Source organism: Streptomyces flaveolus, from assembly GCF_000716535.1.
Taxonomy (GTDB): Bacteria; Actinomycetota; Actinomycetes; order Streptomycetales; family Streptomycetaceae; genus Streptomyces; species Streptomyces flaveolus_A.
On the sequence record NZ_JNWV01000068.1, the window covers coordinates 1 to 23,903 of the forward strand.

Annotated in this window: 26 protein-coding genes and 5 pseudogenes; 16 read left to right on the forward strand and 15 right to left on the reverse strand. The window is 69.4% G+C overall.

Annotated features, from left to right (window positions below; all coding sequences use genetic code 11):
* Positions 1-93 precede the first annotated feature (93 nt).
* From OO52_RS43175 to OO52_RS43195, 5 genes are all read right to left on the reverse strand, one after another.
* The gene (locus tag OO52_RS43175) at positions 94-1,401 is read right to left on the reverse strand and encodes an IS256 family transposase (protein ID WP_199820061.1); all 1,308 of its coding nucleotides are present in this window, start codon (positions 1,399-1,401) and stop codon (positions 94-96) included.
* A gap of 100 nt (positions 1,402-1,501) precedes the next feature.
* Positions 1,502-1,948 carry an FmdB family zinc ribbon protein gene (locus tag OO52_RS43180; RefSeq protein ID WP_030657687.1) on the reverse strand — a complete coding sequence of 149 codons (447 nt, stop codon included), beginning with the start codon at positions 1,946-1,948 and terminating at the stop codon, positions 1,502-1,504.
* A gap of 499 nt (positions 1,949-2,447) precedes the next feature.
* Positions 2,448-3,257, reverse strand: a complete 810-nt coding sequence (locus tag OO52_RS43185) for an N-acyl homoserine lactonase family protein (protein ID WP_030657685.1) — start codon at positions 3,255-3,257, stop codon at positions 2,448-2,450.
* Between the two features lie 91 nt (positions 3,258-3,348).
* Positions 3,349-4,602 (reverse strand): MFS transporter, encoded by a 1,254-nt coding sequence (locus tag OO52_RS43190; RefSeq protein WP_234339984.1) that lies wholly within the window; start codon positions 4,600-4,602, stop codon positions 3,349-3,351.
* 137 nt (positions 4,603-4,739) lie between these two features.
* On the reverse strand, positions 4,740-5,513 hold the full coding sequence (locus OO52_RS43195) for an SDR family oxidoreductase (protein WP_030657680.1): 774 nt from the start codon (positions 5,511-5,513) through the stop codon (positions 4,740-4,742).
* Positions 5,514-5,702: 189 nt separating this feature from the next.
* Between OO52_RS43195 and OO52_RS43200 the strand changes: the two genes are divergently transcribed.
* A complete protein-coding gene (locus OO52_RS43200; protein WP_030657678.1) occupies positions 5,703-6,971 on the forward strand; it encodes an alpha-hydroxy acid oxidase in 1,269 nt (422 codons plus the stop codon).
* 61 nt (positions 6,972-7,032) lie between these two features.
* Here OO52_RS43200 and OO52_RS43205 read toward each other — a convergent pair whose 3' ends face one another.
* The gene (locus tag OO52_RS43205; protein ID WP_030657676.1) at positions 7,033-8,469 is read right to left on the reverse strand and encodes an aldehyde dehydrogenase (NADP(+)); all 1,437 of its coding nucleotides are present in this window, start codon (positions 8,467-8,469) and stop codon (positions 7,033-7,035) included.
* Positions 8,470-8,638: 169 nt separating this feature from the next.
* Here OO52_RS43205 and OO52_RS43210 point away from each other — a divergent pair, with 169 nt between their 5' ends.
* Positions 8,639-9,745: a zinc-binding dehydrogenase gene (locus OO52_RS43210; protein WP_030657674.1), complete on the forward strand. Its 1,107-nt coding sequence runs from the start codon at positions 8,639-8,641 to the stop codon at positions 9,743-9,745.
* A gap of 12 nt (positions 9,746-9,757) precedes the next feature.
* On the opposite strand, the gene OO52_RS43215 is transcribed toward OO52_RS43210, so the two are convergent.
* Positions 9,758-10,582: an IclR family transcriptional regulator gene (locus OO52_RS43215; protein ID WP_199820062.1), complete on the reverse strand. Its 825-nt coding sequence runs from the start codon at positions 10,580-10,582 to the stop codon at positions 9,758-9,760.
* A gap of 17 nt (positions 10,583-10,599) precedes the next feature.
* Here OO52_RS43215 and OO52_RS43220 point away from each other — a divergent pair, with 17 nt between their 5' ends.
* Positions 10,600-11,373, forward strand: coding sequence for a 2-keto-4-pentenoate hydratase (locus OO52_RS43220; RefSeq protein ID WP_051819046.1), 774 nt, complete (start codon positions 10,600-10,602; stop codon positions 11,371-11,373).
* A 229-nt stretch (positions 11,374-11,602) separates the two neighbouring features.
* Here OO52_RS43220 and OO52_RS43225 read toward each other — a convergent pair.
* Positions 11,603-12,448, reverse strand: a pseudogene (locus tag OO52_RS43225) (TIGR03571 family LLM class oxidoreductase); the annotation flags it as partial.
* On the opposite strand from OO52_RS43225, the gene OO52_RS53665 reads away from it, so the two are divergent.
* From OO52_RS53665 to OO52_RS43240, 4 genes are all read left to right on the forward strand, one after another.
* Entirely contained in the window at positions 12,347-12,625 is a 279-nt protein-coding gene (locus OO52_RS53665; RefSeq protein ID WP_234339989.1) for a hypothetical protein, read from the forward strand. The pseudogene OO52_RS43225 and the gene OO52_RS53665 sit on opposite strands and share 102 nt — an antisense overlap.
* A gap of 132 nt (positions 12,626-12,757) precedes the next feature.
* The gene (locus tag OO52_RS43230; RefSeq protein ID WP_030657663.1) at positions 12,758-13,228 is read left to right on the forward strand and encodes a MarR family winged helix-turn-helix transcriptional regulator; all 471 of its coding nucleotides are present in this window, start codon (positions 12,758-12,760) and stop codon (positions 13,226-13,228) included.
* Between the two features lie 17 nt (positions 13,229-13,245).
* A complete protein-coding gene (locus tag OO52_RS43235; RefSeq protein WP_030657661.1) occupies positions 13,246-14,175 on the forward strand; it encodes an NADP-dependent oxidoreductase in 930 nt (309 codons plus the stop codon).
* A 32-nt stretch (positions 14,176-14,207) separates the two neighbouring features.
* Positions 14,208-14,573, forward strand: a complete 366-nt coding sequence (locus tag OO52_RS43240) for a nuclear transport factor 2 family protein (protein WP_030657659.1) — start codon at positions 14,208-14,210, stop codon at positions 14,571-14,573.
* Positions 14,574-14,670: 97 nt separating this feature from the next.
* Here OO52_RS43240 and OO52_RS43245 read toward each other — a convergent pair.
* A pseudogene (locus tag OO52_RS43245) lies at positions 14,671-14,962 on the reverse strand (TetR/AcrR family transcriptional regulator); the annotation flags it as partial.
* Between the two features lie 50 nt (positions 14,963-15,012).
* Between OO52_RS43245 and OO52_RS53670 the strand changes: the two are divergent.
* On the forward strand, positions 15,013-15,138 hold the full coding sequence (locus OO52_RS53670) for a hypothetical protein (RefSeq protein ID WP_420711467.1): 126 nt from the start codon (positions 15,013-15,015) through the stop codon (positions 15,136-15,138).
* Between the two features lie 42 nt (positions 15,139-15,180).
* Here the strand turns inward: OO52_RS53670 and OO52_RS43250 are convergent.
* Positions 15,181-15,336: pseudogene (locus OO52_RS43250) on the reverse strand (oxidoreductase); the annotation flags it as partial.
* Position 15,337: 1 nt separating this feature from the next.
* On the opposite strand from OO52_RS43250, the pseudogene OO52_RS43255 reads away from it, so the two are divergent.
* The 4 genes and pseudogenes from OO52_RS43255 to OO52_RS43270 all read left to right on the forward strand — a co-directional run.
* Positions 15,338-15,744 (forward strand): annotated as a pseudogene (locus tag OO52_RS43255) (telomere-associated protein Tap); the annotation flags it as partial.
* A gap of 234 nt (positions 15,745-15,978) precedes the next feature.
* On the forward strand, positions 15,979-16,752 hold the full coding sequence (locus OO52_RS43260) for an SDR family NAD(P)-dependent oxidoreductase (RefSeq protein ID WP_030657651.1): 774 nt from the start codon (positions 15,979-15,981) through the stop codon (positions 16,750-16,752).
* 325 nt (positions 16,753-17,077) lie between these two features.
* Positions 17,078-18,088 carry an aldo/keto reductase gene (locus tag OO52_RS43265; protein WP_030657649.1) on the forward strand — a complete coding sequence of 337 codons (1,011 nt, stop codon included), beginning with the start codon at positions 17,078-17,080 and terminating at the stop codon, positions 18,086-18,088.
* Positions 18,089-18,140: 52 nt separating this feature from the next.
* A complete protein-coding gene (locus OO52_RS43270; protein ID WP_030657647.1) occupies positions 18,141-18,560 on the forward strand; it encodes an SRPBCC family protein in 420 nt (139 codons plus the stop codon).
* Between the two features lie 345 nt (positions 18,561-18,905).
* Here OO52_RS43270 and OO52_RS50485 read toward each other — a convergent pair.
* The 3 genes and pseudogenes from OO52_RS50485 to OO52_RS43280 all read right to left on the reverse strand — a co-directional run.
* A pseudogene (locus OO52_RS50485) lies at positions 18,906-19,049 on the reverse strand (IS701 family transposase); the annotation flags it as partial.
* An 18-nt stretch (positions 19,050-19,067) separates the two neighbouring features.
* Positions 19,068-19,538, reverse strand: a complete 471-nt coding sequence (locus OO52_RS43275; protein WP_234339985.1) for a hypothetical protein — start codon at positions 19,536-19,538, stop codon at positions 19,068-19,070.
* Between the two features lie 656 nt (positions 19,539-20,194).
* Entirely contained in the window at positions 20,195-20,626 is a 432-nt protein-coding gene (locus OO52_RS43280; RefSeq protein WP_234339986.1) for an alpha/beta hydrolase fold domain-containing protein, read from the reverse strand.
* Between OO52_RS43280 and OO52_RS43285 the strand changes: the two genes are divergently transcribed.
* The 3 genes from OO52_RS43285 to OO52_RS43295 all read left to right on the forward strand — a co-directional run bounded on the left by OO52_RS43285 (position 20,516) and on the right by OO52_RS43295 (position 21,648).
* Positions 20,516-21,106 (forward strand): MarR family winged helix-turn-helix transcriptional regulator, encoded by a 591-nt coding sequence (locus tag OO52_RS43285; RefSeq protein ID WP_234339987.1) that lies wholly within the window; start codon positions 20,516-20,518, stop codon positions 21,104-21,106. The two genes, OO52_RS43280 and OO52_RS43285, sit on opposite strands and share 111 nt — an antisense overlap.
* A 75-nt stretch (positions 21,107-21,181) precedes the next feature.
* On the forward strand, positions 21,182-21,418 hold the full coding sequence (locus OO52_RS43290) for a type II toxin-antitoxin system Phd/YefM family antitoxin (protein WP_234339988.1): 237 nt from the start codon (positions 21,182-21,184) through the stop codon (positions 21,416-21,418).
* The gene (locus OO52_RS43295) at positions 21,415-21,648 is read left to right on the forward strand and encodes a hypothetical protein (protein ID WP_030657639.1); all 234 of its coding nucleotides are present in this window, start codon (positions 21,415-21,417) and stop codon (positions 21,646-21,648) included. Before OO52_RS43290 ends, OO52_RS43295 begins: the two co-directional genes overlap by 4 nt.
* 329 nt (positions 21,649-21,977) lie before the next feature.
* On the opposite strand, the gene OO52_RS43300 is transcribed toward OO52_RS43295, so the two are convergent.
* Positions 21,978-22,454 (reverse strand): hypothetical protein, encoded by a 477-nt coding sequence (locus tag OO52_RS43300; protein WP_030657637.1) that lies wholly within the window; start codon positions 22,452-22,454, stop codon positions 21,978-21,980.
* Positions 22,455-22,855: 401 nt separating this feature from the next.
* Positions 22,856-23,041, reverse strand: a complete 186-nt coding sequence (locus OO52_RS43305) for a hypothetical protein (RefSeq protein WP_030940675.1) — start codon at positions 23,039-23,041, stop codon at positions 22,856-22,858.
* Between the two features lie 49 nt (positions 23,042-23,090).
* Between OO52_RS43305 and OO52_RS43310 the strand changes: the two genes are divergently transcribed.
* Positions 23,091-23,855: a hypothetical protein gene (locus tag OO52_RS43310; RefSeq protein ID WP_030657635.1), complete on the forward strand. Its 765-nt coding sequence runs from the start codon at positions 23,091-23,093 to the stop codon at positions 23,853-23,855.
* The last annotated feature ends 48 nt before the right edge of the window (positions 23,856-23,903 follow it).

Sequence of the window (23,903 nt, forward strand, 5' to 3'; positions counted from 1 at the left end):
ATCAAGCACGCTCAATGATCACGGGCGAGGACTCACCGTCACCACCGACTACGGAACAGACCCAAACGAGCGGTGTAACTGGGGTAGTTGGGGTTACTGACGGGCCGCCGACAGGCGGCCGTCGAAGGTGATGTCGAAGGCGTTCAGGGCGGTCTTCCAGCGCATGGTCCAGCGGGCCTGGCCCTTACCCGTGGGATCGAGGGACATGATCGCCATGTAGACGCACTTCAGGGCGGCCTGCTCGTTCGGGAAGTGCCCGCGGGCCTTGACCGCCCGGCGGATGCGCGCGTTCACCGATTCGATCGCGTTGGTGGTGCAGACGATGCGGCAGATCTCGGTGTCGAACCGCAGGAAGGGCGTGAACTCCTCCCAGGCGTTCTCCCACAGCTTCACGATCGCCGGATACTTCCGTCCCCACGCGTCGGCGAACTCGGCGAACCGGTCCAGGACGGCCTCTTCGGTGGGGGCGGTACAGACGGGCTTGAGGAGACGGGCGATCTTGTCCCAGTCCTGTCGGGCGGCATAGCGGAAGGAGTTCCGCAGCAGGTGGACAACGCAGGTCTGCACGATCGTCCTGGGCCAGACGGTCTCCACCGCGTCGGGCAGGCCCTTGAGCCCGTCGCAGACGAGCATGAGGACGTCGCTGACGCCACGGTTCTTGATCTCGGTGAGGATGTGCAGCCAGTGCTTGGCACCCTCGCCGCCGTCGCCGGCCCACAGTCCCAGGATCTCCCGCCGGCCCTCGGTGGTGACGGCCAGAGCCACATAGATCGGCCGGTTGGCCACTGCACCATCGCGGATCTTCACGTGAATGGCGTCGATGAAGACGACCGGATAGACGGTGTCGAGCGGGCGGCTCTGCCACTCGGCCATGCCCTCAAGCACCTTGTCGGTAATCGTGGAGACGGTCTGGCGGGAGACCTCGGCGCCATAGACCTCGGCCAGGTGGGCCTGCACCTCGCCGGCGGTCAGGCCCTTCGCGGCCGGCGAGATGACCATCTCGTCGACACCGGTCAGGCGCTTCTGCCGCTTCTTGACGATCTTCGGCTCGAAGGAGCCGTCGCGGTCGCGGGGCACGGTTATCTCCACCGGGCCGACGTCGGTCAGCACCGTCTTGGAGCGTGTGCCGTTGCGGGAGTTGCCGCCGTTCTTGCCCACGGGGCCGTGCTTGTCATAGCCGAGATGGTCGGTGCTCTCGCCTTCCAAGGCAGACTCCAGCAGCCGCTTGGTCAGCTGCTGCAGCAGTCCGCCCTCGTCGGTCAGCTGCAGGCCCTCGGCCTGAGCGCGACCCACCAGCTCGTCGATCAACTGATCGTCCACGGCCTTCACCGACACAGCCTTCGTGGGCTCGGCGGTCTCGGACTCGGACACGTTCTCACTGGTCATCGATACATCTTCCATGATCGGGAGTTACACCGAACGTCTTACAGTCGCGAGCGAGTCGGCGGCGGGTGTGAGTGCGGAGCTCCGGCCGGGCTGGTACTCCCGTTGGATCGGAGTATCAGTGCTGACTCGCCTCACTCCCCCGCCCATGGCTGTGAGCGTGCCCGTGCGGATGAGTGTGGCTGTGGCTGTGGCCGGGTGTTCCGGTGGGGGCGGGCAGTGCGTCGCCGACGCGCAACGGTGCCGCTTCGTAGCTGCCTTCGTGAGCGATGACCGGCCGCCGGTCGCCGGCGAGTTCCGGGTGTTTGTCCTCCAGCTTCTGCCGGGCCTCGGCCATATGCCGCAGGGTGGTGATGTAGTCACGGTCGCCGCGGTAGGTCCCCTTCCAGGTCTGTGGCATCCGCTCCGGCGGCGGTGGGACGGTGGCGACGCCGCCGATCGCGAAGCTGCTGGGGATCTTGCGGGTATCGCCGCTGCATTCCGGGCAGCTCGGCAGCGGGGCGGTGAACGACTGGATCACTTCGAAGCGGTGTCCGGCCGCGCAGGCGAGTTCGTAGATGGCCATCGGGTCCTCACCTCACGACAGCGACAGTGAGCCGTCGCGGATGCCGGTGTTGTCGTCCTCGTTGACCGCACGGGGCGGTGGAGACGACCGCGAGAGCGGACCGCAGCCGGGCGTGGCTGCTGCCAGTGCTGACCTCGGGTCCACAGGACGTCGAGCAGCAGATGGTGGTGGGGCGTGCAGCTCTCCGGTGCGTGGCACAGAATGCCCACGCGGCTGACAGCGGTCACCCCCAGGGTGCGTGAATGTCAGGCACATAGAGCGGTGGCCGGTGGCGGCCATCGCGGCGTCGGTGATCAGGAGCACCCGGCGGGCCCCGCACCGGGCCAAGTCGGAGCCGGTCCCGTCGGATGCCCCTGGCTTCAGCGCCGCGGCGCCGTAGGTGGCCACGGACTCGAGTCCGGCCGGAACGTTGGTGGTCATACGCATTCTCCTGGGGATCGGCTGGGTCCCGGCGGCGCAGCCAGCCGCTGCTGGGGTGCCGCCGGGCCGGCCCGGGCGATCAGACGTAGAAGCCGTTGGGGGCGAGTCGCATCGAGCGCAGTTGCTCGGCGTCGTGGCCGAAGACGACGGTGGCGTCCGACCTCTCGGCGATGCCGCGGATCTTCTCCACCGATGCGTACCAGGCCGACAGGTCGTTGACGACGGCTGCAGGGACAGCCGGCGGGCCGTAGGAGTCGCCCATATAGACGGCGTCCGACGTGAAGAGCATCGTCCCGGTCTCCGGCAGGTCGACCTTCATTGCCATGGTGCCGGGGGTGTGCCCAGGAGCCTCGATGAGGGTGACACCGGGCAGGATCTCCGTGTCACCGCTGACGGTGTCGAAGTCCCAGGCAGCGTAGTCCGCTTTAAGGTGTGCACCGTTGAAGGCGCCTTCGAAGCCGAACGCGAACTCCTTCTCCTTGTCGTTGCACACCAGCCTCGCGCCGGTGCCGGCGAACATGCCGATGTTCCCGGCGTGGTCGAAGTGAAGGTGGGACAGGACCAGGTAATCGATGTCCTGCGGCTCCACACCGATCTGGCCGAGCCGCGCGTCGAGATACTCCTCGTCGCTCACCTGGTCGTAGGGGAAGAACTCCTGCAGGCCGGTGGGAGCCCAGCGGGTCTGCCAGTCGCGGGGGCAGCTGGTGTCCCACAGCAGAGTCCCCTCGGGGGTCTCTACGAGCACGCAGTGGGTCGTGCAGGGGTACCACTCGGCGGGCCGCTCGCGCTCGGTGCGCGCACGCAGCGTGCGGCCGGGCTTGAGCAGCAGCCACGTCAGGTCGCAGCTCATCGCTCCGCAGCTCAGTACGTGGACTCTGTTCGCGGTCATGGAGCCTCCGGTCCAGGACGGCCGCAGGCCGAAGCCCGGCCGGCCATCGATGAATTCGTCAGTGAACTTCGCAGAGGGCATCGCATGGTGGTCAGCCGTCGGCGTCGTGATCGGAGTTCAGGTCGCGCCCCCGGGTCTCCCGGACGATCAGCGCGCAGACCAGCCCGACCAACCCCGCTCCCGCCCAGATCGAGGCGATCGGCCAGGAGGCACCGTCGGCGGCACTGACGAGTGCACCCGTGACTAGCGGCACGAACCCCGCCACGACACCGCCGAGCTGGTAGCCGATCGACGTGCCGGTGTACCGGACGCTCGCGGAGAACAGTTCGGCGTACAGCGCCGCTGTGGGCCCGTACATCCCCGCGTGCGCCACGGCGAGCGCGAGCAGTATGGCCAGCCAGGTGAGACCTGTCTGCCCGGCCGCCAGCAGCCGGAAGAACGGGAAGGCGAGCAGGACTGTGAATCCGGCAGCGGTCAGGAACACGGGGCGCCGGCCCAGTCTGTCCGACAGCGCGCCGAAGCAGGGCACCGTCAGGCCCTCGACCAGGGCCGCGATGAGCATCCCCGTCAGGAGCACGCCCCGCGACAGGCCGAGGTGGGAAGGGCCGTACGACAGCACGTACACCGAGACGATGTAGAAGGGGACGCCGGCCGAGACGTACATGCCGACGGTGAGGGCGATCGCCCTCCCGTGGCGGCGGAACGCCTCCACGGCCGGCATCTTGCGCGCCCGCCCTGACTCCTTGACCTGGACGAACGTCTGTGTCTCGGTGATGCGCGACCGGAGGAACAACCCCACCGCGATCAACGCGACGCTGAGCAGGAACGGGACGCGCCAGCCCCAGGCAAGGAGGTCGTCATCGGGCAGCGTGGAGACCACCGCGAACACGGTCGACGACAGGACCAGCCCCAGTGGTACACCCATCTGCGGCAGACTCCCATAGAGGCCTCGCCGGTCGACCGGCGAGGATTCCACGACCATGGTCACAGCGCCGCCCCACTCGCCGCCGACGGCGAAACCCTGAAGGAAGCGCAGCGTGACCAGCAGGATCGGCGCCCAGATCCCGATGACCTGGTAGCCCGGCAGCAGGCCGACGACGACGGTCGCCGCACCCATCAGGAACAGCGTGAGCATGAGCGCGTTCTTGCGTCCCAGGCGGTCCCCGAAATGACCGAAGATGACTCCGCCGAGCGGGCGGGCCACAAAGCCCACGGCGAAGGTGCCGAACGCGGCCAGAGTGCCGGCCGCCGGTGAGAACTCGGGAAAGAACTCCGTGCCGAAGACCAGCGCCGCGGCGAGGCCGTAAATGTAGAAGTCGTACCACTCGATCGTGGTGCCGATCATGCCGGCCAGTGCCGTTCTGCGGGTGGCGGCCAAGGGCGCTTCGGGGCGTCTTCCGGTTGCGTCGTCAGTGACGTGAAGATGGCTCATGCGGGTTCGTGGCTCTCGTCGTCGGGAGTCGGGTGAACCGTCTGACAGGGTCAGAGGGTTGGTACGAGGCCGCCGTCACACCGGACGGCGGTGCCCGTGATGTACGCGGCCTGGGTGCTGCACAGGAAGGCGGCGACGGCACCGAACTCGTCGGGTCCTCCGTAGCGCCCGGCCGGGATAGTGGCCTTGGATGCGGCCTCGACCTCGCTCAGTGACTGGCCGGTGCGCTGGGCGGTGGCTTCGTCCACCTGCCGGGCCCGGGAGGTGGCGATGCGCCCGGGCAGCAGGGAGTTGACCGTCACGCCTTGCGCGGCCACCTCGGTGGCGAGGGTTTTCAGGTACCCGGCGAGCGCCGCCCGGCCGAGGTTGGACAGCGAGAGGTTCGGCAGGGGGGCCTGCACGCTCGTCGAGCTGATGCTCAGGATGCGGCCCCACCCCTTCTCGAGCATTGCCGGAAGGACGCCCTGCACCAGGATCTGCTGTGGTTTGACCAGCGTGTCGATGGCCTGCTCGATCCCGGCGGTGTCAGTGGCGCGGGCCGGCCCCGGCGCGGGTCCCGGCCCGTTGAGGACGAGGATGTCGAGGTCACCGACGGCCTCGCGGGCAGCCGTGAGGAGCTGCTCCGCACCGCCGTCTGCCACCAGGTCGCAGCCCACACCGACCGCGTTGGGCAGTTCGCCGGCCACCTCCTTGGCCCGGCCGTCCGACCGGCCCGTGACCACGACGGTCACGCCTTCTTCCGCGAGGGCCTGGGCGGTCGCCCTGCCCAGCCCGGATGTGGACGCACAGACGAGAGCGGTTTTCCCTGCCAGACCGAGTTGCACAGCACCCTCCAATGTCTGAAATCTAAGACACTGTCTTAAATACGGTTCAGATGGTGCCCGCGCCGCGAGCCGGACGTCAAGGCTTGACGCCCGCCGAGTCAGGAGTGAGACTCCGATTTCTCAGACAGCGTCCAATATCTCGTCGTTCGTCGAACGGCCATTCGTACCCGCACATCGAGAGGCACGACAGTGACCGTCACCCAGTCCCCAGCGGCATCCGCAGCCCAGAAGCGGCCTCGCGTCGCACGACAGCGTCCCCGGTGGACGGAGCTCCGAGAGGTCCTGCGGCTGCGCCGGCCGACCCTCAACCCGGTCGAGCGGCGGCTGGGAGCCGCGCTGAGCATCGACGATCTGCGCCGGGTAGCGGTACGCACGACTCCGCGCGCGGTGTTCGACTACGTCGACGGCGCGGCCGACGCGGAGGTGACCGCACGACGGAACAGGGCGGCGTTCGCGGCGGTCGAACTCGTGCCGGAGTACCTGTCGCCGGTCGACCACCCGGACCTGTCCACGCGCGTGCTCGGCCGGGAGATCTCGATGCCGCTGATTTTCGCGCCGACCGGCTACACACGGATGATGCACCACGAGGGCGAGACGGCGGTCGCGCGCGTGGCCGCCCGCCACGGGCTGCCCTACACCCTTTCCACGGTGGGAACGTCCACCGTGGAGGACGTCGCCGCGGCGGCTCCTGGCGGTGAGCACTGGTTCCAGCTCTACCTGACCCGCGACGAGCGCCTCAACGCGGAACTGCTCGACCGCGCCCGGGCGGCCGGGTTCACCACCGTGGTCCTGACCGTCGACACACCCGTGGCGGCCCGGCACCTCAAGGACATCCGCAACGGCCTCACGATCCCGCCATCGCTCACCCTGCGGACTCTGTGCGGCATGGCCCGCTACCCGTCCTGGGCGCTGAACAAGCTGACCACGGCCCCGATCACGTTCGCGTCGCTGAGCAGCATGACCAGCGGCGCGATCGACGCGGTGCGGGTCGCCGACGTCGTGTTCGAACCGACGCTGAACTACGAGCATCTGGCGTGGCTGCGCGCCAACTGGCCACACCGGTTGCTGGTCAAGGGGATCCTCAGCCCGCGCGACGCCCGCCGTGCCGTCGAGGCGGGCGTGGACGGCGTGATCGTGTCCAACCACGGCGGACGGCAGCTCGACCGCACGCCGGCCACCCTCACGGTGTTGCCCGAAATCCGCGAAGAGCTCGGTCCTGACGCCACGGTGATCCTCGACAGCGGCGTCAGGCACGGTCAGGACATCCTCACCGCGGTGGCTCTCGGGGCGGATGCGGTCATGATCGGCCGTGCCTACCTCTACGGCCTGATGGCCGGCGGCGAGCGGGGCGTGGAACGCGCCGTGACGATCCTGCGCGAGGAGTACTCACGCAGCCTGCAACTCCTGGGTCTGAACTCGAGCGCCGCGATCGCGCGGCATCACGTGCGCGTGCCGTAGGCATCCGGGGCCGGGAAAGGGCCCGCCTCCGCAGGCCCTTTTCCGCGTGCGCGGCCCGGCGTCAGGAGGCGCGCCGGGGAATCCCCAACGGGTTCGCGTCGCGCAGGGCCGGGGGCAGCAGGTGCTGCGGCACGTTCTGATACGCGACCGGCCGCAGGAACCGGGAGATGGCCTCGGTCCCCACCGAGGTCGTGGCCGGTGCCGTGGTGGCCGGGTAGGGGCCGCCGTGCTGCTGCGCATAGGTGACCGAGACACCGGTGGGCCACTGGTTCCACAGCACACGTCCGGCCTTGGCGGCCAGGAGCCTGATCAACTCCGCTGCGACGGTGTCGTCGTCTTCACCCTGGATGGACGCGGTCAGTTGGCCGTCGATGACCTTCGCCACCGTCAGCAGTTCGCTCTCCTCCGTGTATTCGACGACCAGCGCGGCCGGTCCGAACACCTCCCGGATGATCGCCTCCGGGTCCCGCAGCAGCTCCGCCGAGGTCGTGCACAGCACCGTCGGCGACGGATCGGCGGCGGTGTGATCCCCACTGACCAGGACGCGCACTCCGGCCGTGTTCCGCAGCTCCTGCACAGCACCGGAGTAGGAGGTGCGGATGCGATCGTTGAGCAGAGTCAACGGCTCGCCGGGGACGGCGTCGGGCAGCTGGTCCACGAGTCCGGCCGATACCGGGACCAGCAGGATGCCGGGCTTCGTGCAGAACTGTCCGGCGCCGAGCGTGAACGACCCGGCGAACTCCGAAACGATCGCGGGCCCGCGCCGCTCGGCGGCGGCCTTCGTCACGAAGACCGGATTGACGCTGCCGAGCTCGCCGTAGAACGGTATGGGCTCCGGACGGCCGGTGGCGAGGTCGAAGAGGGCTCGGCCCGCCTCGATCGAACCGGTGAACGCGCCCGCCTTCACCCGCGGGTCCGTTATGGCGGCCCGCCCGGCCTCGGTCCCGAAGATGACGTCGAAGAGCCCCTCGGGGGCGTCGGCGGACTGTAGTGCGTCGTGCACCACCTCTGCCGTGGCGGCCGAGAGCCTGGGGTGGCCGGAGTGGGCCTTGACCACGACTGAGCAGCCCGCTGCGAGCGCCGAGGCGGTGTCCCCGCCGGCCACGCTGAACGCGAGCGGGAAGTTGCTCGCGGCGAAAACGACGACCGGACCGAGAGGTTCGAGCATCCGGCGCAGGTCAGGTCGCGGGCCCACCGGCCAGGACGGGTCGGCATGGTCGATCGTCGCCCCGAGGTACTCCCCCCGCTCCACCACCTGGGCGAACAGCCGCAGCTGGAACACGGTGCGGACCATCTCGTTGCGCAGTCGGGCCTGCCCGAGGGACGTCTCCTCGTCCGCGATCGCCACGAGTTTCGGCGCGGCCTCCTCGAGCGCGGAGGCGACGGCCTGAAGAAGCGGGGCACGGTCGGCCGGTGGGAGGCGGCTCCACTGCTCGAACGCGCCTGCGGCAGCGTCGAGTTTGTGCGCCAGCGCCTGCGGGTGCGTCGCATCGGTCATCAAGCACGCTCCTTGAGTGCGTCTTAAATATAAGACATAGTCTTGCTCTCAAGACACCGTTGCATGCGTCAGCGTCCTCGTCAACGTCCTTGACGGCGACTGAAGCGGCCTCACATACTCAACCGGTAAGACAGTGTCTGAAGTTTCGTACACAGTGAGGCGTGGCTCAATGAAGGCAGCAGTACTGCACCGGCCTGGTACGCCGTTGACCGTCGAGGACGTTGATCTCGACGACCCCGGACCGGGCGAAGTGACCATCCGCGTGCTCGCCGCCGGGGTGTGCCACAGTGACCTGCACTACATGAACGGCGACCTCACAGCCCGCCTGCCCGCGGTGCTCGGGCACGAAGGGGCCGGCATCGTCGAGCGTGTCGGGGAAGGCGTGACCCGGGTCCGCCCCGGCGACACCGTCATCACGTTGTGGCGCCCGCGGTGCGGCGACTGCGAGTTCTGCACGACCGGCCGCCCCGCGCTGTGCGCACTGGGCCGCGTCCAGGCGGCCTCCGGCGGTCTGCTCGACGGGACGTCGCGGCTGAACCTGAACGGCGAGAAGCTCCACCACCTCATGGGGGTCTCCTGCTTCGCCGAGCGATGCGTCGTCTCGGACCGATCGGTGGTCGTGATCGATCCGGCCGTACCGCCGGAGATCGCGGCGGTCACCGGATGCGCCGTGGTGACCGGGGCCGGCACGGCGCTGAACGTCATGAAGGACGCCACCGGAGAGGGCGTCGTGGTCATCGGCGCCGGTGGTGTCGGGCTGAGCGCGGTAATGGGCCTGCGGCTCATAGGCGCCGATCCGATCGTCGCGGTCGACACGGTGGACGCCAAGCTGGACAAGGCACTCGAACTCGGCGCCACCCATGCGGTCAACGTGCGCACGCACGACCTCGCCGAGGCGCTCACCAGGATCTCACCAAAGGCGATGACCTGGGCGCTGGATGCCGTCGGCGCGCCACAGACCCTCACGCAGGCGATCGACGTCGTGGGCACCGGCGGGACCGTGGTGGCCGTCGGCCTCGGCAGGGTGGGTGCCACCGTCCCCGTGCCCATCAATCCCCTGGTCCAGCAGGAGAAGCGATTGGTCGGCAGCCTCTACGGCTCGGCCAACACGCCGGTCGACATCCCGAAGCTGCTCGAACTGTTCAAGGCCGGGCGCCTGCCGCTCGACAAGCTGCTCGGCGAGCAGTACGAACTCTCGGCGATCAACGAGGCGTACGCCGCGCTGTCGCAGGATGCCACCGGTCGCGCGGTGATCTTCCCGAACGGGAAGTGCTGACAGGACACCGTTTCACGAGGCGGCCGGCGCCCCCAGGAGTTGCGACATCTTCCTCGCCCCGTCCAGGACGAGCTCGATACAGCGCTGCTTCTGGGTGTCGTTCCACCGCAGGATGGGCACCGAGATGCTCATCGCCGCCACGCACTTCCCGAGGCGGTCGTACACCGGAGCGGCGACGCAGGCCACATGCTCGTTGGACTCGCAGTTCTCCTCGGCCCAGCCGCGCTCGCGCGCTGCTTCCAGGTCGGCCACCAGCCGCTTGCGGGTGCTGATGCTGTTCGACGTCATCTTCTGCAACGCGGCGTTGTTGGGGAACAGTGCGTCAAGTTCGGCTGTCGGCAGGGCGCTCAGGAGGACCTTCCCTCCCGCAGTGCAGGATGCCGGCAGCCGACTGCCCACCTGCGACACGAGACGGATCGGGTGCCTGCTGTCGATGCGCACGATGAACACGGCGGACGCGGCGTCGCGCACGACGACCTGGACCGTCTCGCCGCAGGCGGCCGCCACCTCGGCCGCGCACTCCCGGCCCACTGAGGCGAGATCGAGGCCGCGCTCGTACGCCGCCCCGAGCGGCAGGACCTTGACGCCCAGGGTGACGCGCCCGGTGTCCCCCGACAGGTCGAGGTAGCCGCGATCGACCAGCGTGTTGACGAGCTCGTGCGCGGTGGCGCGCGGCAGGCCGAGCCGTTGTGTGATCTCGGGGACCCGCAGCCCCTGATTCTCGTCGATGAGCAGTTCGAGGATGTCCAGGCCCCGGCGAAGAGCCGGAGCGGTCAGGCGCGCCATGAGTTCCTCCCAGCCCCAGTATCGGACGCCGTCCAAAGTATCGGACATCATGCCATGAGGAGAGACAGGTGGAGAAAGAGATGATCCAGGAACTGGCCCGGCGATTGTGGCAGGCGGCAAGGGGCGGCACACCGGTCGACCCTGAAGCGGCCGACCGGCTCGACAGTCTCGAACTGGCCTATGCGGTCGAGAACGCCACCCGAGAGCTGGCACTCGCGGCCGGTGACGAGGTGATCGGGTACAAGATCGGCCTCACCTCACAGCCCGCGCGGGATGCCTTCGGCGCCGGCCAGCCGGCCGCCGGCCATCTGCTCGCCGGCAGACTGCTCCAGGACGGCCAGCCGCTCACCACGGCGGGATTGTTCGAAGCGCAGGTGGAGGTGGAGATCGCCTTCATCCTGGGCGAGGCGCTGTCCGGCGTGGACGTGACCGCCCAGGACGTTCACCACGCCACCGCCGTGGTCGCCCCGGCCTTCGAGATCGTCGACAGCAGGTGGTGCGGCGGCGCACGGACGCTCCCCATGCTCGTCGCCGACAACACCAACGCGGCGCGCGCCGTACTGGGGCCCCGGGTGACGCCGCCGCCGGCGGGCCTGTCGAAGATCACGGCCACGCTGCTGACCGGCTCCCGGACGGTGCCGGGCAGTGCGACCGCCGTCATGGGCGATCCGACCGCAGCGGTCGCGTGGCTGGCAGGTCACCTGCACCGCGGGGGAGCGCGGCTGGAGGCCGGGGACATCGTCCTGAGCGGCACCTTGTGCCCCCCGACCGCGATCAGCGCCGGCGACCGCCTGGTGGCCGACCTCGGCGAGCTGGGCCGGGTTGCCGCCGACGTCGGCTGACTCCGCGAACGCGGCAGGCGCCTCGCCCGGCCGCGCTCCAGCCGGGTGGCGCCACCGCCCGCGGCCCCGGCGCCGCGCCCGGCGCCGGACCGCGTCCCGCCGAGCGCCGTGCCGGCGGCACGCCCCGGGCGCGGCTGCCCCGCATCCGCTGCGAAGGGGGCCTGGACAGTGAGCCCCCCCGACCGCGCAGCCGTGCGGCGTTGACGTTCCGCTCCCCCAGGAAGTGAGGTCAAAGAGCGGCATCCGGACCGCTTGCGGTCGCCACATCCGTGGAGGGGACGTGCGGCGGCACCGTTTCGGCGAGTTCCTGGAGAACCTCCTCGACGGGACGGTCGCTGGGGCGCAGGTTGAAGGAGACGTGGCTGACGCCGAGCCTGCCCATCTCCCGCAGATGGTCGACCAGGGCCTCACGCCCGGTGCGCAGGCCGAGCCTGATCGCAGTCGCGGCGGTGGCCGGATCCTCGGCGAGGTCCAGTTGCATGGGGGTGAGGTATGGCTTGGGGGCCCCGGCGGTGAGCTGCTGCCATGCGCGGGTCTTCAGCCGTATAGCGCCCAGAGGGCGGGGGTGGTTGAGGGAGGCGTCGGCGTTCCGCGAGATCCACTCCGCGGACTGCTGGGCATGCCCCGCGATGGCGACGGGGATCGACCGACCCGTAGGCTTGGGCAGCACTTCGAGATTGCGATCGGCGTCGAGTCCGACATCGGGCAGGCTGATGCCCTGTCCGCTCGCACGGGTGGCCCAGGCCGCGCGCAGGATCTCGACGCTCTTGCGGAACGTGGCACCGCGAGCCTCGAAGTCCTCGCCGAACAAGGGGTACTCCACCGGCCGGTCGCCGCTGGCCAGCCCGAGAATGAACCGGCCGCGGGAGAGCACGTCGACGGTGGCTGCCGCCTTCGCGACGAGCAGCGGCTGCCTCAGCGGCAGCACTATGGCGCCGGTCCCGAGCACGGCCCGCTCGGTGACAGCTGCGAGATGACCCAGATGCGTGAAGGCCTCGAAGACGGAGCCGGCGTCGCCGAACTGCTCGGGATCGTACAGGGGAACGTCCCGGACCCACAGGCTCGCGAAGCCGAGGTTGTCGGCGAGGCGCGCAAGTTCGGCGTGACGGCCGGCTGGCTGGCGGTGGGAACGCTGACGCCGAAGTCGTCCGCGACCTGGGGCAGCACGCCCATGATCACGAATTCGGTGGTGCCGATCCCAAAGGCCCCGATGGCCAGGGCCAGGAGCGCGAGAGGCATGGGGGAAACCTAACGATCGCATGGGACGTTTATCTCAATAGTTGCAAGCGCTGGCTATATGCAAGTGCAATATACCCCCTGCTGCAATAGCCATGGTTTGCAAGTATGGTGGTCAGCAACCGGCCCGCCACCGAAGGAGGCTCCCGTGACCGCCATCGCCCCAGCGCTCTCCGTCCTGGCTCACGGCTGGTGTGCCCTCTCCCTGCTGCACGACAGGATCGAGACCCACCTCGAACACGCGCTGGAAACCGCTCACGGCCTGAGCGCCCGTGAGTACGCACTGCTCGACGTGCTCAGCCGGCAGCACGACGGAGACGGAGGGCACCTGCAGATGAAACAGGTCGCCGACGCCGTCGTCCTCAGCCAGAGCGCCACCACGCGCCTGGTCACCCGCCTGGAGGACCGCGGACTGCTGTCCCGCTACCTGTGCCCCACCGACCGCCGCGGGATCTACACCAACGTCACCGACGCCGGTAGGGAGCTGCTCGAGGCAGCGCGCCCCACTCACGACACCGCCCTGCGGGCGGCACTCGCTGAGGCAGCTCAGGATGTCAGGCTCGAACCGCTGGTCCGGGCCCTGCAGTCACCACCCAGCTCGATCGCGGTCGCCGCCTGAAAGGAGCACGTCCGTCCATGAAAGCCATGGCACTGCGCCGGTACGGTCGTACCGAAGACCTCGAATGGACAGAGCTGCCGGACCCGAAAGTGGCACCCGGCGAAGTCCTCGTCCGTGTGAAGGCGGCCGGGGTCAACCCGGTCGACTGGAAGCTGGCCGAAGGCCGGCTCGACGCCGTCATGGAGACCTGCTTCCCGCTGATTCCCGGCTGGGACGTGGCCGGCGTCGTCGAGCAAGTGGGTTTCGACGTCACCGAGTTCGCCCCCGGCGACGAGGTCTTCGGCTACGTCCGCAAGGACTGGGCCCAGCACGGCGCCTATGCCGAACTGGTCTCCGCGCACGTGCGCCTGCTGGCCCCCAAGCCCGCCGCGCTCACCTGGGAAGAAGCGGCGGGCGTCCCCCTCGCGGGGCTCACCGCCTACCAGGCCATCCAGCGCACCGGCCTCCAGCCGCACGAGACAGTGCTCATTCACGGCGCGGCCGGGGGCGTCGGCTCGTTCGGGGTCCAGATCGCCACCGCCCTCGGGGCACGGGTCATCGCAACGGCGAGCGAGCGCAATCACGATTTCCTCCGATCCCTGGGTGCGGTCCCTGTGGCCTACGGGGCCGGCCTCCGTGACCGTGTGCGTGCGCAGGCCCCCCAGGGGGTGGACGCCGCTGTGGACTTCGCCGGGCACGACGCGGTGGACGTCTCGCTCGACCTGCTCGACGACCCCAGCCGCCTGGCTTCCGTCGTCGACCCGGAAGCCGCCGCCAAGGGCGGCCACTACGTATGGGTACGGCCGGACCGGTCCGGTCTCGCCGCCCTGGCCGCCCTGGCCGACGAAGGCCGGCTGACCGTCCATCTCGACCGTGTACTGCCTCTCCGCGAGGCCGCGGAAGCCTGGCGCATCAGCCAGGGCGGTCACACCAGGGGAAAGCTCGTCCTGTCGGTCCCCGGGCGCTGAACGGCCCCGGTCCCTGTGCGAAGGAGCACATCATGACAACACCCACCACAGATCACCGTGGTCCGCAAAAGGTATTCGCTGATCACGGTGCGCGTCTGGGTACGGGAGACCTGGAACGCATCGCTGGCAACTACGCCGAGGACGCCGTCTTCATCACACCGTCCGGCACCCTGCACGGCCGCGAAGGAGTCAAAGAGGCGATCGGCAAGCTGCTGGCAGATCTCCCGGACGCCGACTGGGAACTCAAGCCGCAGTTCGCCGGCGACATACTGTTCCTCGAATGGTCCGCGACCAGCCCGACCGGACACCGCGTGGAAGACGGCGTCGACACCTTCGTCTTCCGCGACGGGCTCATCCAAGCCCAGACCGTCCGCTACACACTGATCACCGATCACTGACCGACCCAGGGGCACGGCGGCGGCCCGGGCGCCCACAGGTGGGTGATCGAGCGGACACGCACCAAGCGTTGCTCCAAGTCGCCTGCCGCCGCCGTTGTCACCCCGGGGCGACGGCGCGGCGAACGCAGTCCCGCAGCAGGGCGCGCCGCTGTTCGTGCACCTCCACGGGCTCTGTTGTGCCGGGGGCGTAGACGTTGCTCACCGGCGACCAGGCCATGGACATGGCGATGACCACGGCCATCACGTCGAAGGGGTCGCCCTGCCTGATGCGCCCTGCGGCCTGGGCCTCGGCGATGGCGCGGAGCTTGTGATCGTCGTAGCGCTCGTGCTCGGCGACGAGATACCCGACCGGGCGCCGCTCCCAGACGGACCCAGGTGGCGAGGCGGATTCGCCGCGCAGATCACCCCGGACAGGGCCGGTCATCTGGGACGGATGCCCATGCCGCTGCACGAAGGAGCGCTCGTCGCCCACGGCCTGAACACCTTCGCGGACCCCATCGACCATGCGCGCGGACAGGCGCAAGCTCTCCTGTCCGGCGCAGAGGACGACGCAGCGAACCGGTGAGGCGACCCGCCGAAGAAAGACTGCCTGTCGGCCGGGATCACGTCAGCCTTGGCGGCTCGGGAGCATGGCCAGGACCTGGGAACGCTGGGCGACGAGGTCGTCGTAGGTGCCGTCACGCTCGGCCCAGCGGTGCACGAGGACCCGCTCGACCAGGATCTCGTCGGGGGTGGGGTCCTGTGCGAGCAACCGCATGACCTCGTGGACGCCGGCCGAGGCGCAGCTGGGGCCGAAAGGCTGCACGGCTCGGGCGAGGACGCCAGCCCGCTGATGGTCCTCACCCGGGCGGCCTGCGAGCGGTACGGCCTGCCCGCCGCGGTATCGGAGTCGGAGCGGCTCGCCTGGCGGCTCCCGGAAGGGCACAAGATCGCCAAGCAGATGCAGCGTGCCGACTGGCAGCTCACCAAGCGCGGGCCGAGGCCATGGGCGCGGATCTACCGTCCCATTCAGGGCGGCCGCCGGCAGTGCGTGCAGCTGTGCATCCCCTCCTGGCACACCCGGGACGAGCGCGCCTGGGGCCATGCCGCTCGCCTGGAGCCCGCAGAGCTCGCCCGGGTGGTGACACCGGTGGGTTACACCGCGGTGGCGGGTCTGCATCTGAGTGCGGCGCCCGGTCTCCGGCCGTAGCCGGGTGGTGGGTCGCCGAGGTGCGGGCTCCGTCGCCTTGCCGAAGAATCGTTAGCGTCCGGGGACGTCTGGGGTCCTCGTGGGTACCCCTACCGCACGCCAGCGTTTTGCGTGTGCAGCAGGTCGCCGTCGTCCGAGCGAGTGCGGGGTGCCGCAGGCGCGTGGGACGCGGCCCGCTGCTGAGTGGGCTGCACTTCTGGAGAGGTGTACCGCCTCATGCAGATCGATCTGAGCGGACGTACCGCGCTGGTCACCGGGTCGACGGCGGGGATCGGGGAGGCGACAGCGCGGGCGCTGGCCGCCGCCGGGGCCGATGTCGTGGTCAACGGCCGTAACGCCGACCGTGTCGCCGAGACGGCGGAGCGCATCGGGGGACGGGGCGTCACGGCCGACGTCGGGACGGCCGAGGGAACGGCCGACCTGATCCGGCAGCTGCCCGACGCCGACATCCTGGTCAACAACACCGGCGTCTTCGAGACCAGGCCCGTCTTCGAGATCACCGACGCGGACTGGCTGCGCTTCTATGAGGTCAACGTGCTCTCCGGTGTGCGCCTGGCGCGGCACTACGCACCGCGGATGGTCGGGCGCGGGTGGGGTCGCGTGATCTTCGTCAGCAGTGAGGCGGGCGTGCAGACGCCGACGGACATGGTCCACTACGGGATGACCAAGACGGCGCAGCTCGCCGTGTCGCGTGGCATGGCCCAGGAGGTCGCCGGCACCGGGGTGACGGTGAACTGTGTGCTGCCCGGGCCGACGATGAGTGACGGCGTGCTGGCCATGTTCGACGAGCTGTATCCCGGTCTTGACCCGGATGAGCAGGAGCGGCGTTATCTGGCGGAGAACCGCGCCGCCGCGTCCCTGCTCAAGCGGCTGATCCGGCCCCACGAGGTGGCCAGCATGATCACGTATGTGGCGTCGGAGCATGCCTCGGCGACCACGGGCAGGGCGCTGGGTGCCGATGGCGGACTTGTCCCCACGATCGTCCCCTGACGGGCACCTGGCAGGTCCCAGGCCGCCACCGGCCGGCCGTGGAGGTTGCTCACGGTGGCCACTGGCCGTGCCCGTCCGCCGTTCTCGGCGCCACGGGAGCACTCCTTGCATTACCCCGCGTCTGCAACTATCGTCGTTGACAACAAAGCGCGTCTGCAACCATCTCGGGCGTGCGTTCGGCCTCGCAGGGCGCCGCCGTGCACCGAGTGCCGCGGCCCCACGGCAGAGCCGGTAGCCCGCGAGGCGCCTGTCCACCGACAACGGCTCACCTGCCCGCGTCAGGGATACCCCCGGCGTGGAGAAAATTGATCGAAAGGGCACCACCATGTCACTGAAGAGCCTCCTTCCCGGCCGGCTCGGCTTCGGCACCGCCCCGCTGGGCAACATGTTCCGCGCGATCCCCGACGAGGAGGCCCGCGCCACCGTCGAGGCCGCCTGGGACCAGGGCATCCGCTACTACGACACCGCCCCCTTCTACGGCGCCGGCCTGGCCGAGGAGCGCCTGGGCCAGGTCCTGTCCACCAAGCCGCGCGACGCGTACGTGCTGTCGACCAAGGTCGGCCGGGTCATCATGGACGAGATCGAGACCGACGTCCCCGACTTCGGCGAGAAGGGTGGCCTCTTCGAGCACGGCAACCCCAACAAGATCCTCCACAAGTGGACCGCCGAGGCCACCGAGCGCTCCATCGAGGGCAGCCTCAAGCGCCTCGGTGTCGACCGGCTCGACATCGTCTGGGTCCACGACATCGCCCAGGACTTCCACGGCGACGCCTGGCTGCAGAAGTTCGAGGAGGCCCGTACCGGAGCCTTCCGTGTCCTGTCCCGCCTGCGCGACGAGGGCGTCATCAAGGCCTGGGGCCTTGGTGTCAACAAGACCGAGCCCATCGAGCTGACCCTGGCCCTGGACGAGCCCCGTCCCGACGGCTTCCTCCTCGCCGGCCGCTACACCCTCCTCGACCACGAACACGCCTTGCAGCGGCTGCTGCCCATGGCCCAGGAACAGAACGTCGACATGGTCGTCGGCGGCCCCTACAGCTCCGGCATCCTCGCCGGCGGCAGCCACTTCGAGTACCAGCAGGCCCCGCCGGAGATCATCGAGCGCGTCGGCAGGCTCAAGGCCCTCGCCGGCGAGCACGGCATCAGCATCAAGGCCGCCGCCCTGCAGTTCTCCCTCGCCCACCCCGTGGCCGCTGCCGTCATCCCCGGCGCCACCCGGCCCAGCCGCATCGCCGAGGACATCGCCGCCCTGAACGAGAACATCCCGGCCGCGTTCTGGCACGACCTGCGCGCCGCCGGCCTGGTCAGCCCCGCCGCCCCGCTGCCCGACGCCGCCTGACCCCCAGCACCCCACACCTTCCCCACACACAGCAAGACCCAGGAGCAAGACCATGGCATCGACTTCCGTCAGCCGCACAGTGCCCGCCTCGCCCGAGAAGGTCTGGAGCCTCATAGGCGGCTTCGGCTCCCTGCCCGACTGGCTCCCCTACATCCCCGAGAGCACCGCGCTCGAAGGCGGCCGAATACGCCGGCTGAAGAACCCCGAGGGCGAGGTCATCATCGAACGCCTCGTCGACTTCAACGAGACCGAACGCCATTACAGCTACGCCATCCTCCAGGCCCCCTTCCCCGTCAACGGCTACGTCTCCACCATCCGCGTCCACCCCATCCCTGGCCAGGAGAACGCCGCCGAGGTCCAGTGGTCCGGCCGCTTCAACCCGGACGGCGCCACCGAGGACGAGGTCGTCGACCTGTTCACCGGCATCTACCGCGACGGCCTCGACGCCCTCCACCAGACCCTCGCCGCCTGACGACAGGGCCATCACGGAGCCCAGCCACGCAGCCCGGTCACGCCCCACGCGTGCCCGGGCTGCGGCCCGTCGGCGCACCGCACCGAGCAGACGGATCCCGTCCCATGAGCGCGCCAGGACGGGCCCTTGAACTGCGTGATCCCGTGGACAGCGCACCGCGGGCGACGCCCCGGCGCGGCATCTGTCCGCCGGGGCCGTTCTTCGGTCCGGTCCGCCCTGCCCCTGTGCGGCCACCTGGAGAAGTCCCGGGAGGCCGGCGCCGGTCAGAGCCGGCTCCGGGCGTACTCCCACAGTCGGTCGGCGGTGCCACGGTCGAGTGCGTGGGCGGCTACGCCGTCGCTCGCTCCGCTGCAGCGGAGCGATCAGACCCCGCATATAGGCAAGCGCCGACTCCCGCGGCTCCGACCTGCTGAAACGGTGCACGAACCGCTCATGCACAGCGTCCAATTCACCCACCCACAACCTGACATCAGCAAGGGGAGCGCGCATCTGCCCGTGGGTCCTTGGTCAGGCGCGGCCGTTGTAGTAGAGGACGTCCCAGTGGCTCTTCTCGCGGGCGTACACGTTGCCAGCCGACGACTTGTAGAGCTTCGTGCCGTCTCTGCGAGCGCCAGCTCGCTTGAAGTAGTTGGGAATGTATCGGTCCAGGCATCCGTCTTGCACGGACGTGTCCACCTTGTGGCCGCTGCGGTGGGAGTACCTGCCCGGGGTGTGGCCGACCTCGGTTCCGGCAGTGATGATCACCCGGCACCCGCTGAGCTTCTTGAAGGCGATCACACCTGACCCTGTCGCCTTGTTGATGTTGGTGAAAGAGGTGCATCCCCTCTTGTTCCAGTTGGCACAGTTCTTGCTCGACGTCCAGGAGACGCCTGCCTTGCGGAACTGAGCCGCCGCGTCATTGTGCCGGGCGTACTTTGCGGGTGGGGCCGCATCCGCCAGGCTGGCGGACAGCAGGACCGGAGCCCATTGATGCGACAACCAGAGCAGGCCAAAGCCAAAGCTTCTTCATCCAGGCTCCATTACGGGGGCGTTGCGCATGGTGCGCAGAAGATCGATTGTGTGGTCTTGATTGTGACGACAGGCACAAAAAGTGAGAATCACTCGCTGGAGTGATGTGTGTGCGATGGGACGTTCCCGCGACTGACGTGTCCGCTCCTGGTGCGGCTGCCGCGAGTCGGCTGCCTCACCGGGGCGGCACCTGGACGGAGACGTCGCCCGGGAGTACGGCTGGTACTGCCGCCGCCGGCCGCCGGCGCGTTCTGCGTGACGGCAGGGCGGCGTGGAGGACCAGCATGACGACGGCATGGCAAGCATCCCCGCTGCGGGAGCCAAATTCCGGCGGAGACCATTGCCGAGATCACCAGCCTGCTCACACCGGAAGACGCCCGGCGCTGAAGACCACGATGGGTGGCTGCCGGAGCCGTCCCTGCAGGCCACAGCCGTACGAGGATCAGCGGGCGTCTGGGTTCCGCCCGATCAGCTGGGTGAGCCGTTCCACGATCTGCGCCTGATTGAGATCGATCTTCTCTGGGAGAGCGTGGACCCGCGAGGTGGGGCGCCGGCCGCCAGGAATAGAAACGTCGAGCCAGGTCCCGGGGCGTGGACCGTGGTCCGCATGAGACCGTCTGCGGGCTTCAGCCTGCCGACGTGCGTTCCGTGTCCCTGGTGCGGATGTGCTGGCTGAGAAAGAGAGCGGCCCGGTCGAGTGCCTCGTCGGCTTCGTCCAGGACGCCAGCGAACGCCTGGAAGACATGAGGAACGTCAGCGGTGATGTCCAGGATGACGTCCACTCCGGCGTCCCGGGCGCGCGTGGCCATGCGTGTGGAGTCGTCCAGGAGGATTTCGTTGGTGCCCGCCTGCAGAAGCATCGGGGGGAAGCCGGTCAGGTCGGCGAGGGTGGCGGGGCTGAGCATTGGCTGGTAGGGGTGCTGGCCCGCGCGGTACATGGCTCCGGTGTGTTCCAGACCCTCACGCGTGAAGAACGGGTCGATGCCCGCCTTGGTGTCCATGCTCTCGCCTGTCCGTCCGTCGAGTCCGGGGGAGAACACCACGATCGCGGCGGGCATGGGCAGGCCCGCGTCGCGGGCGGCGACCCGATCGACCTCCCGGGCTTCTTCGCCGATCTCGTCCGCTGCGAGACACGCCTCTACAACGCGCTGAACGACCGCCTTCGCGAGCGGCACGGGATCGTCACCTCGCAGTTCGACTTCCTGCGCTTCCTGCGCTACCACCCCGGGTCCCGGGTGGCGGACCTCGCCACCGAATTCGCCATCGGGATCGGCGCGACCAGCAAGGGCATCGACCGTCTGGAGAAGCAGGCATGGGTCATACGGCGGACCAACCCATCTGATCGCCGCTCATCACTGCTGGACCTGACCACCGGAGGCCTGCAACTCGCCGAGGCGGCGGAGGCGACCTTCACCACAACACTGGCCGAGCTGACCGCAGACGTCCTCGGCGGCCCCTCAGGACTGGCCGTCGTACAGATCCTCTCGGAGCTGCGCTCCGTGCTCGAACGCGACCAGATCGGCCTGCCCACTGGCTGACCGGCATGCGCATCTAGTGCGACTGCCCGTGGGCTGCATGATTCCGTGTGCATGACGTAGACGACCTACTCGATCGTGGAGGCCCGCGCCCGCCTGGGCGCCATCGTCCGCGAGGTCAGCGCCACCCGCGAACCGGTCGCCATCACCGACCACGGCCAGACCGTCGCCATACTGGTCAGCCCCGCCGACGCCCTGGAACCGCAGGAGCTGCGGGCGCTGGCCGCCTACCGCGCCCGCCAGGCCCGCGGCGAGGACACCGGCGTCTCCCACGACGCGGCATACAGGCGCGTGTTCGGCGGTACTGAAGCGTGAGGTACGAGGTCATCTGGCAGCCCGAGGCCCTCGCCCAGGCGGAGCGGTTCGCCAAGGACGACTCCGACGGGTTACGGCAGTGTTCACCGCTGTCGACCGCCTCGGCGACAATCCCCGTCCCGACGGCGCCTTCGGCATTGCCGACCTGCTTGGCCCGCTACCGCGTGATGTACGAGATCAGCGATCAGCAGGTCCGCGTCAGTGTCATCCATCTGGGACGCGTACGCTGACCGGCCCGGTTCGGGCAACTGCGCCCCTGTCGAGAGACGGGATGACGGGTCGGCACACTGGCCCGGTGACGTCCTGGCTGCACCGCCGCTGGCTCGGGCTCTGGTCCCGCCTGCACCGCGACTTCGACAGCACCGACCCCACCGCGAAATGGACCGCCCGCGCCATCTGGGCACTGCTGACCGGGGCAACCTGCCTCATGCTGGGCCGCGCGGCCACCTGGGCATCACGGGCCGTGGGCGCATCCCCGCCCCTCACAGCGTGGCTTGCACCCGCGGACAGGCCCACTGCCGCGTTGAGGTCCAAGACAGCGCGAAGGCCGCCCAGGCAATCAGGGCGGCCTTCGGCTTGAGGTCTGAACCCCTACGGGTATGGCCTGACCACTTCTGAGCTTCCTCCGGGCTCGCGCGCCATGAGCAGAGTCCGCCGTCATCCGGCCAGGCCGAGGGCGGTTGGGCGTCGTGCGGGGGTTGTTGAACGCGACGGCGTACATGGGAGGCTTCACGTCCTGCCGCAGGGCGTTTACCGCGTCCGCGCGCAGGACGTGCAGCGGCAGTCGTGTCCAGGTGCGGCCGTCGGCGGTAGCGCTGCAGGTGATGGCCAGCGGGCTGGAACTGCTGACGGTCAGAGCGAAGTGCAGAGCGGCGATCGCGTCGTCGCACAGCAGGTCCGGGCCGTCCTGTCCGTCGAGGAACTGATCGGTGTAGCGCGTCGTCAGCGAGTACAGGCGTGGTGTGGGCGGGCCGGGTTCCAGGGCATCGCCCTCGCCCTTCGTCTGACTGTGCCGTATGGCGTCCGTGTCCGGCATGTACGGAGGCTGCCACCAACTGCGGCTCATCCAACAGGGAAAGCGGTCGGTCTCCCGTGGGACGGGCGGGACGGTCGAGCTGCCGGGGCTCGTGGTCCGTGTGCGGGGACGCAGGATTGCGGCGACACCGCCAGCGTCGGTGATCCGGCCGGTGTGCACGGCCAGCTGCGCCTGGACCCGCTCAGCCGGGGCGCGGTCGTGGTGGCCTCGGTCGCATCGCGGACCGCCGCGCCCGCGGCCGGCGGCAGGCCAGGCCCTGCGGCGCCCGCCACGACGCGCGTCTCGCGCAGCACCATCACCCGTCTGCTGCTCTGAGGCTCGCCAGCCGCCCCCAGGCCGCTGGCTCAGCGTGCGGGATACGTTCCGACGCCGCCGGTTCCCTGAGTGGAACCCTTAAGTTCTTACAGGGCGCTGGGAGGCTGCTTCGGCTCGAAGACGCTCTGCGGAGTGTTCAGCTGGGGGGTGGACGTCTGGCGCAGTACCTGTGCCAGATCGCGGTGTATCCGGTCGGCTTCGCCGCGGACCTGGACGGGGATGTCGCCGCGTTCGGCGACGAGGCGGTCGTAGACGGGAGTTTGCGAGAACACGGTGGTGCGGTTTCCCTTCAGCGGCCGGGGCCGGTGCGGTTACCAGGAGATGGCCGCGCGCCTGCTGCCCGATGCCGCTCTTCGGGCACTGGGCATCTGGTGGAGCGATAACGCGGCGAGATGCGCGGACACTACGCCTGGCGCGCACACCGTCCTCTACGCCCCCAGCCGGTGGGGGCAGATCAGGCCCTGGCCGGCGGCACTGGCTCCGCTTTCCCGCAGCGGTGATGCCGGGATCAGCCGGGCCGAGGTGGCATCGATGGTCGCGGACGCGTTGCGGCGCGAGGCATTCCGGGAGGCTCTGGTCGCCACCTACGTGTGGGGGAAGGGAAAGAGCGGTTCTCTCAAGGGCAGCGGACCGGCCACCCTGCACCTGATTCTGGCCGCCGAGGGGCTGGATGCGGCGCTGGCTGGCGCGGTAACCGCGCTGAGCGAGCACGGCGCACAAGCGGCCTACGCAGCGCTGCGGGGCCGGGTCGTCTGGTTCGGACCGTCGTTCTTCACCAAGTTCCTGTACTTCGCCGGCAAGACGGTGCAGCCGGCGAAGGGCCCCGAGCCCCTCATTCTGGATCAACGCCTGGCGCAGCGCCTGCGGATCCTGGTCCAGGTGGTCGGCAGGGAGACGGGCCACGACCCCGACGGCTCGGTCGCCGCCTGGGTGTGGAGGGATGCGGACTGGTCTCCCCACCGTTACGGGGTCTACCTCTCCTTCATGGAGGCGGCCGCCCGCCAGGCGGCGGCAACGGACGGCTGGCCGTCCGGCGCCTCCCCCGACCTACTCGAATACGCACTGTTCAGCACCACGTGGACATAAACCGGCTGTTACGGCGCTCAGGTGTTCCGCTGACAGGACGGACAGTCC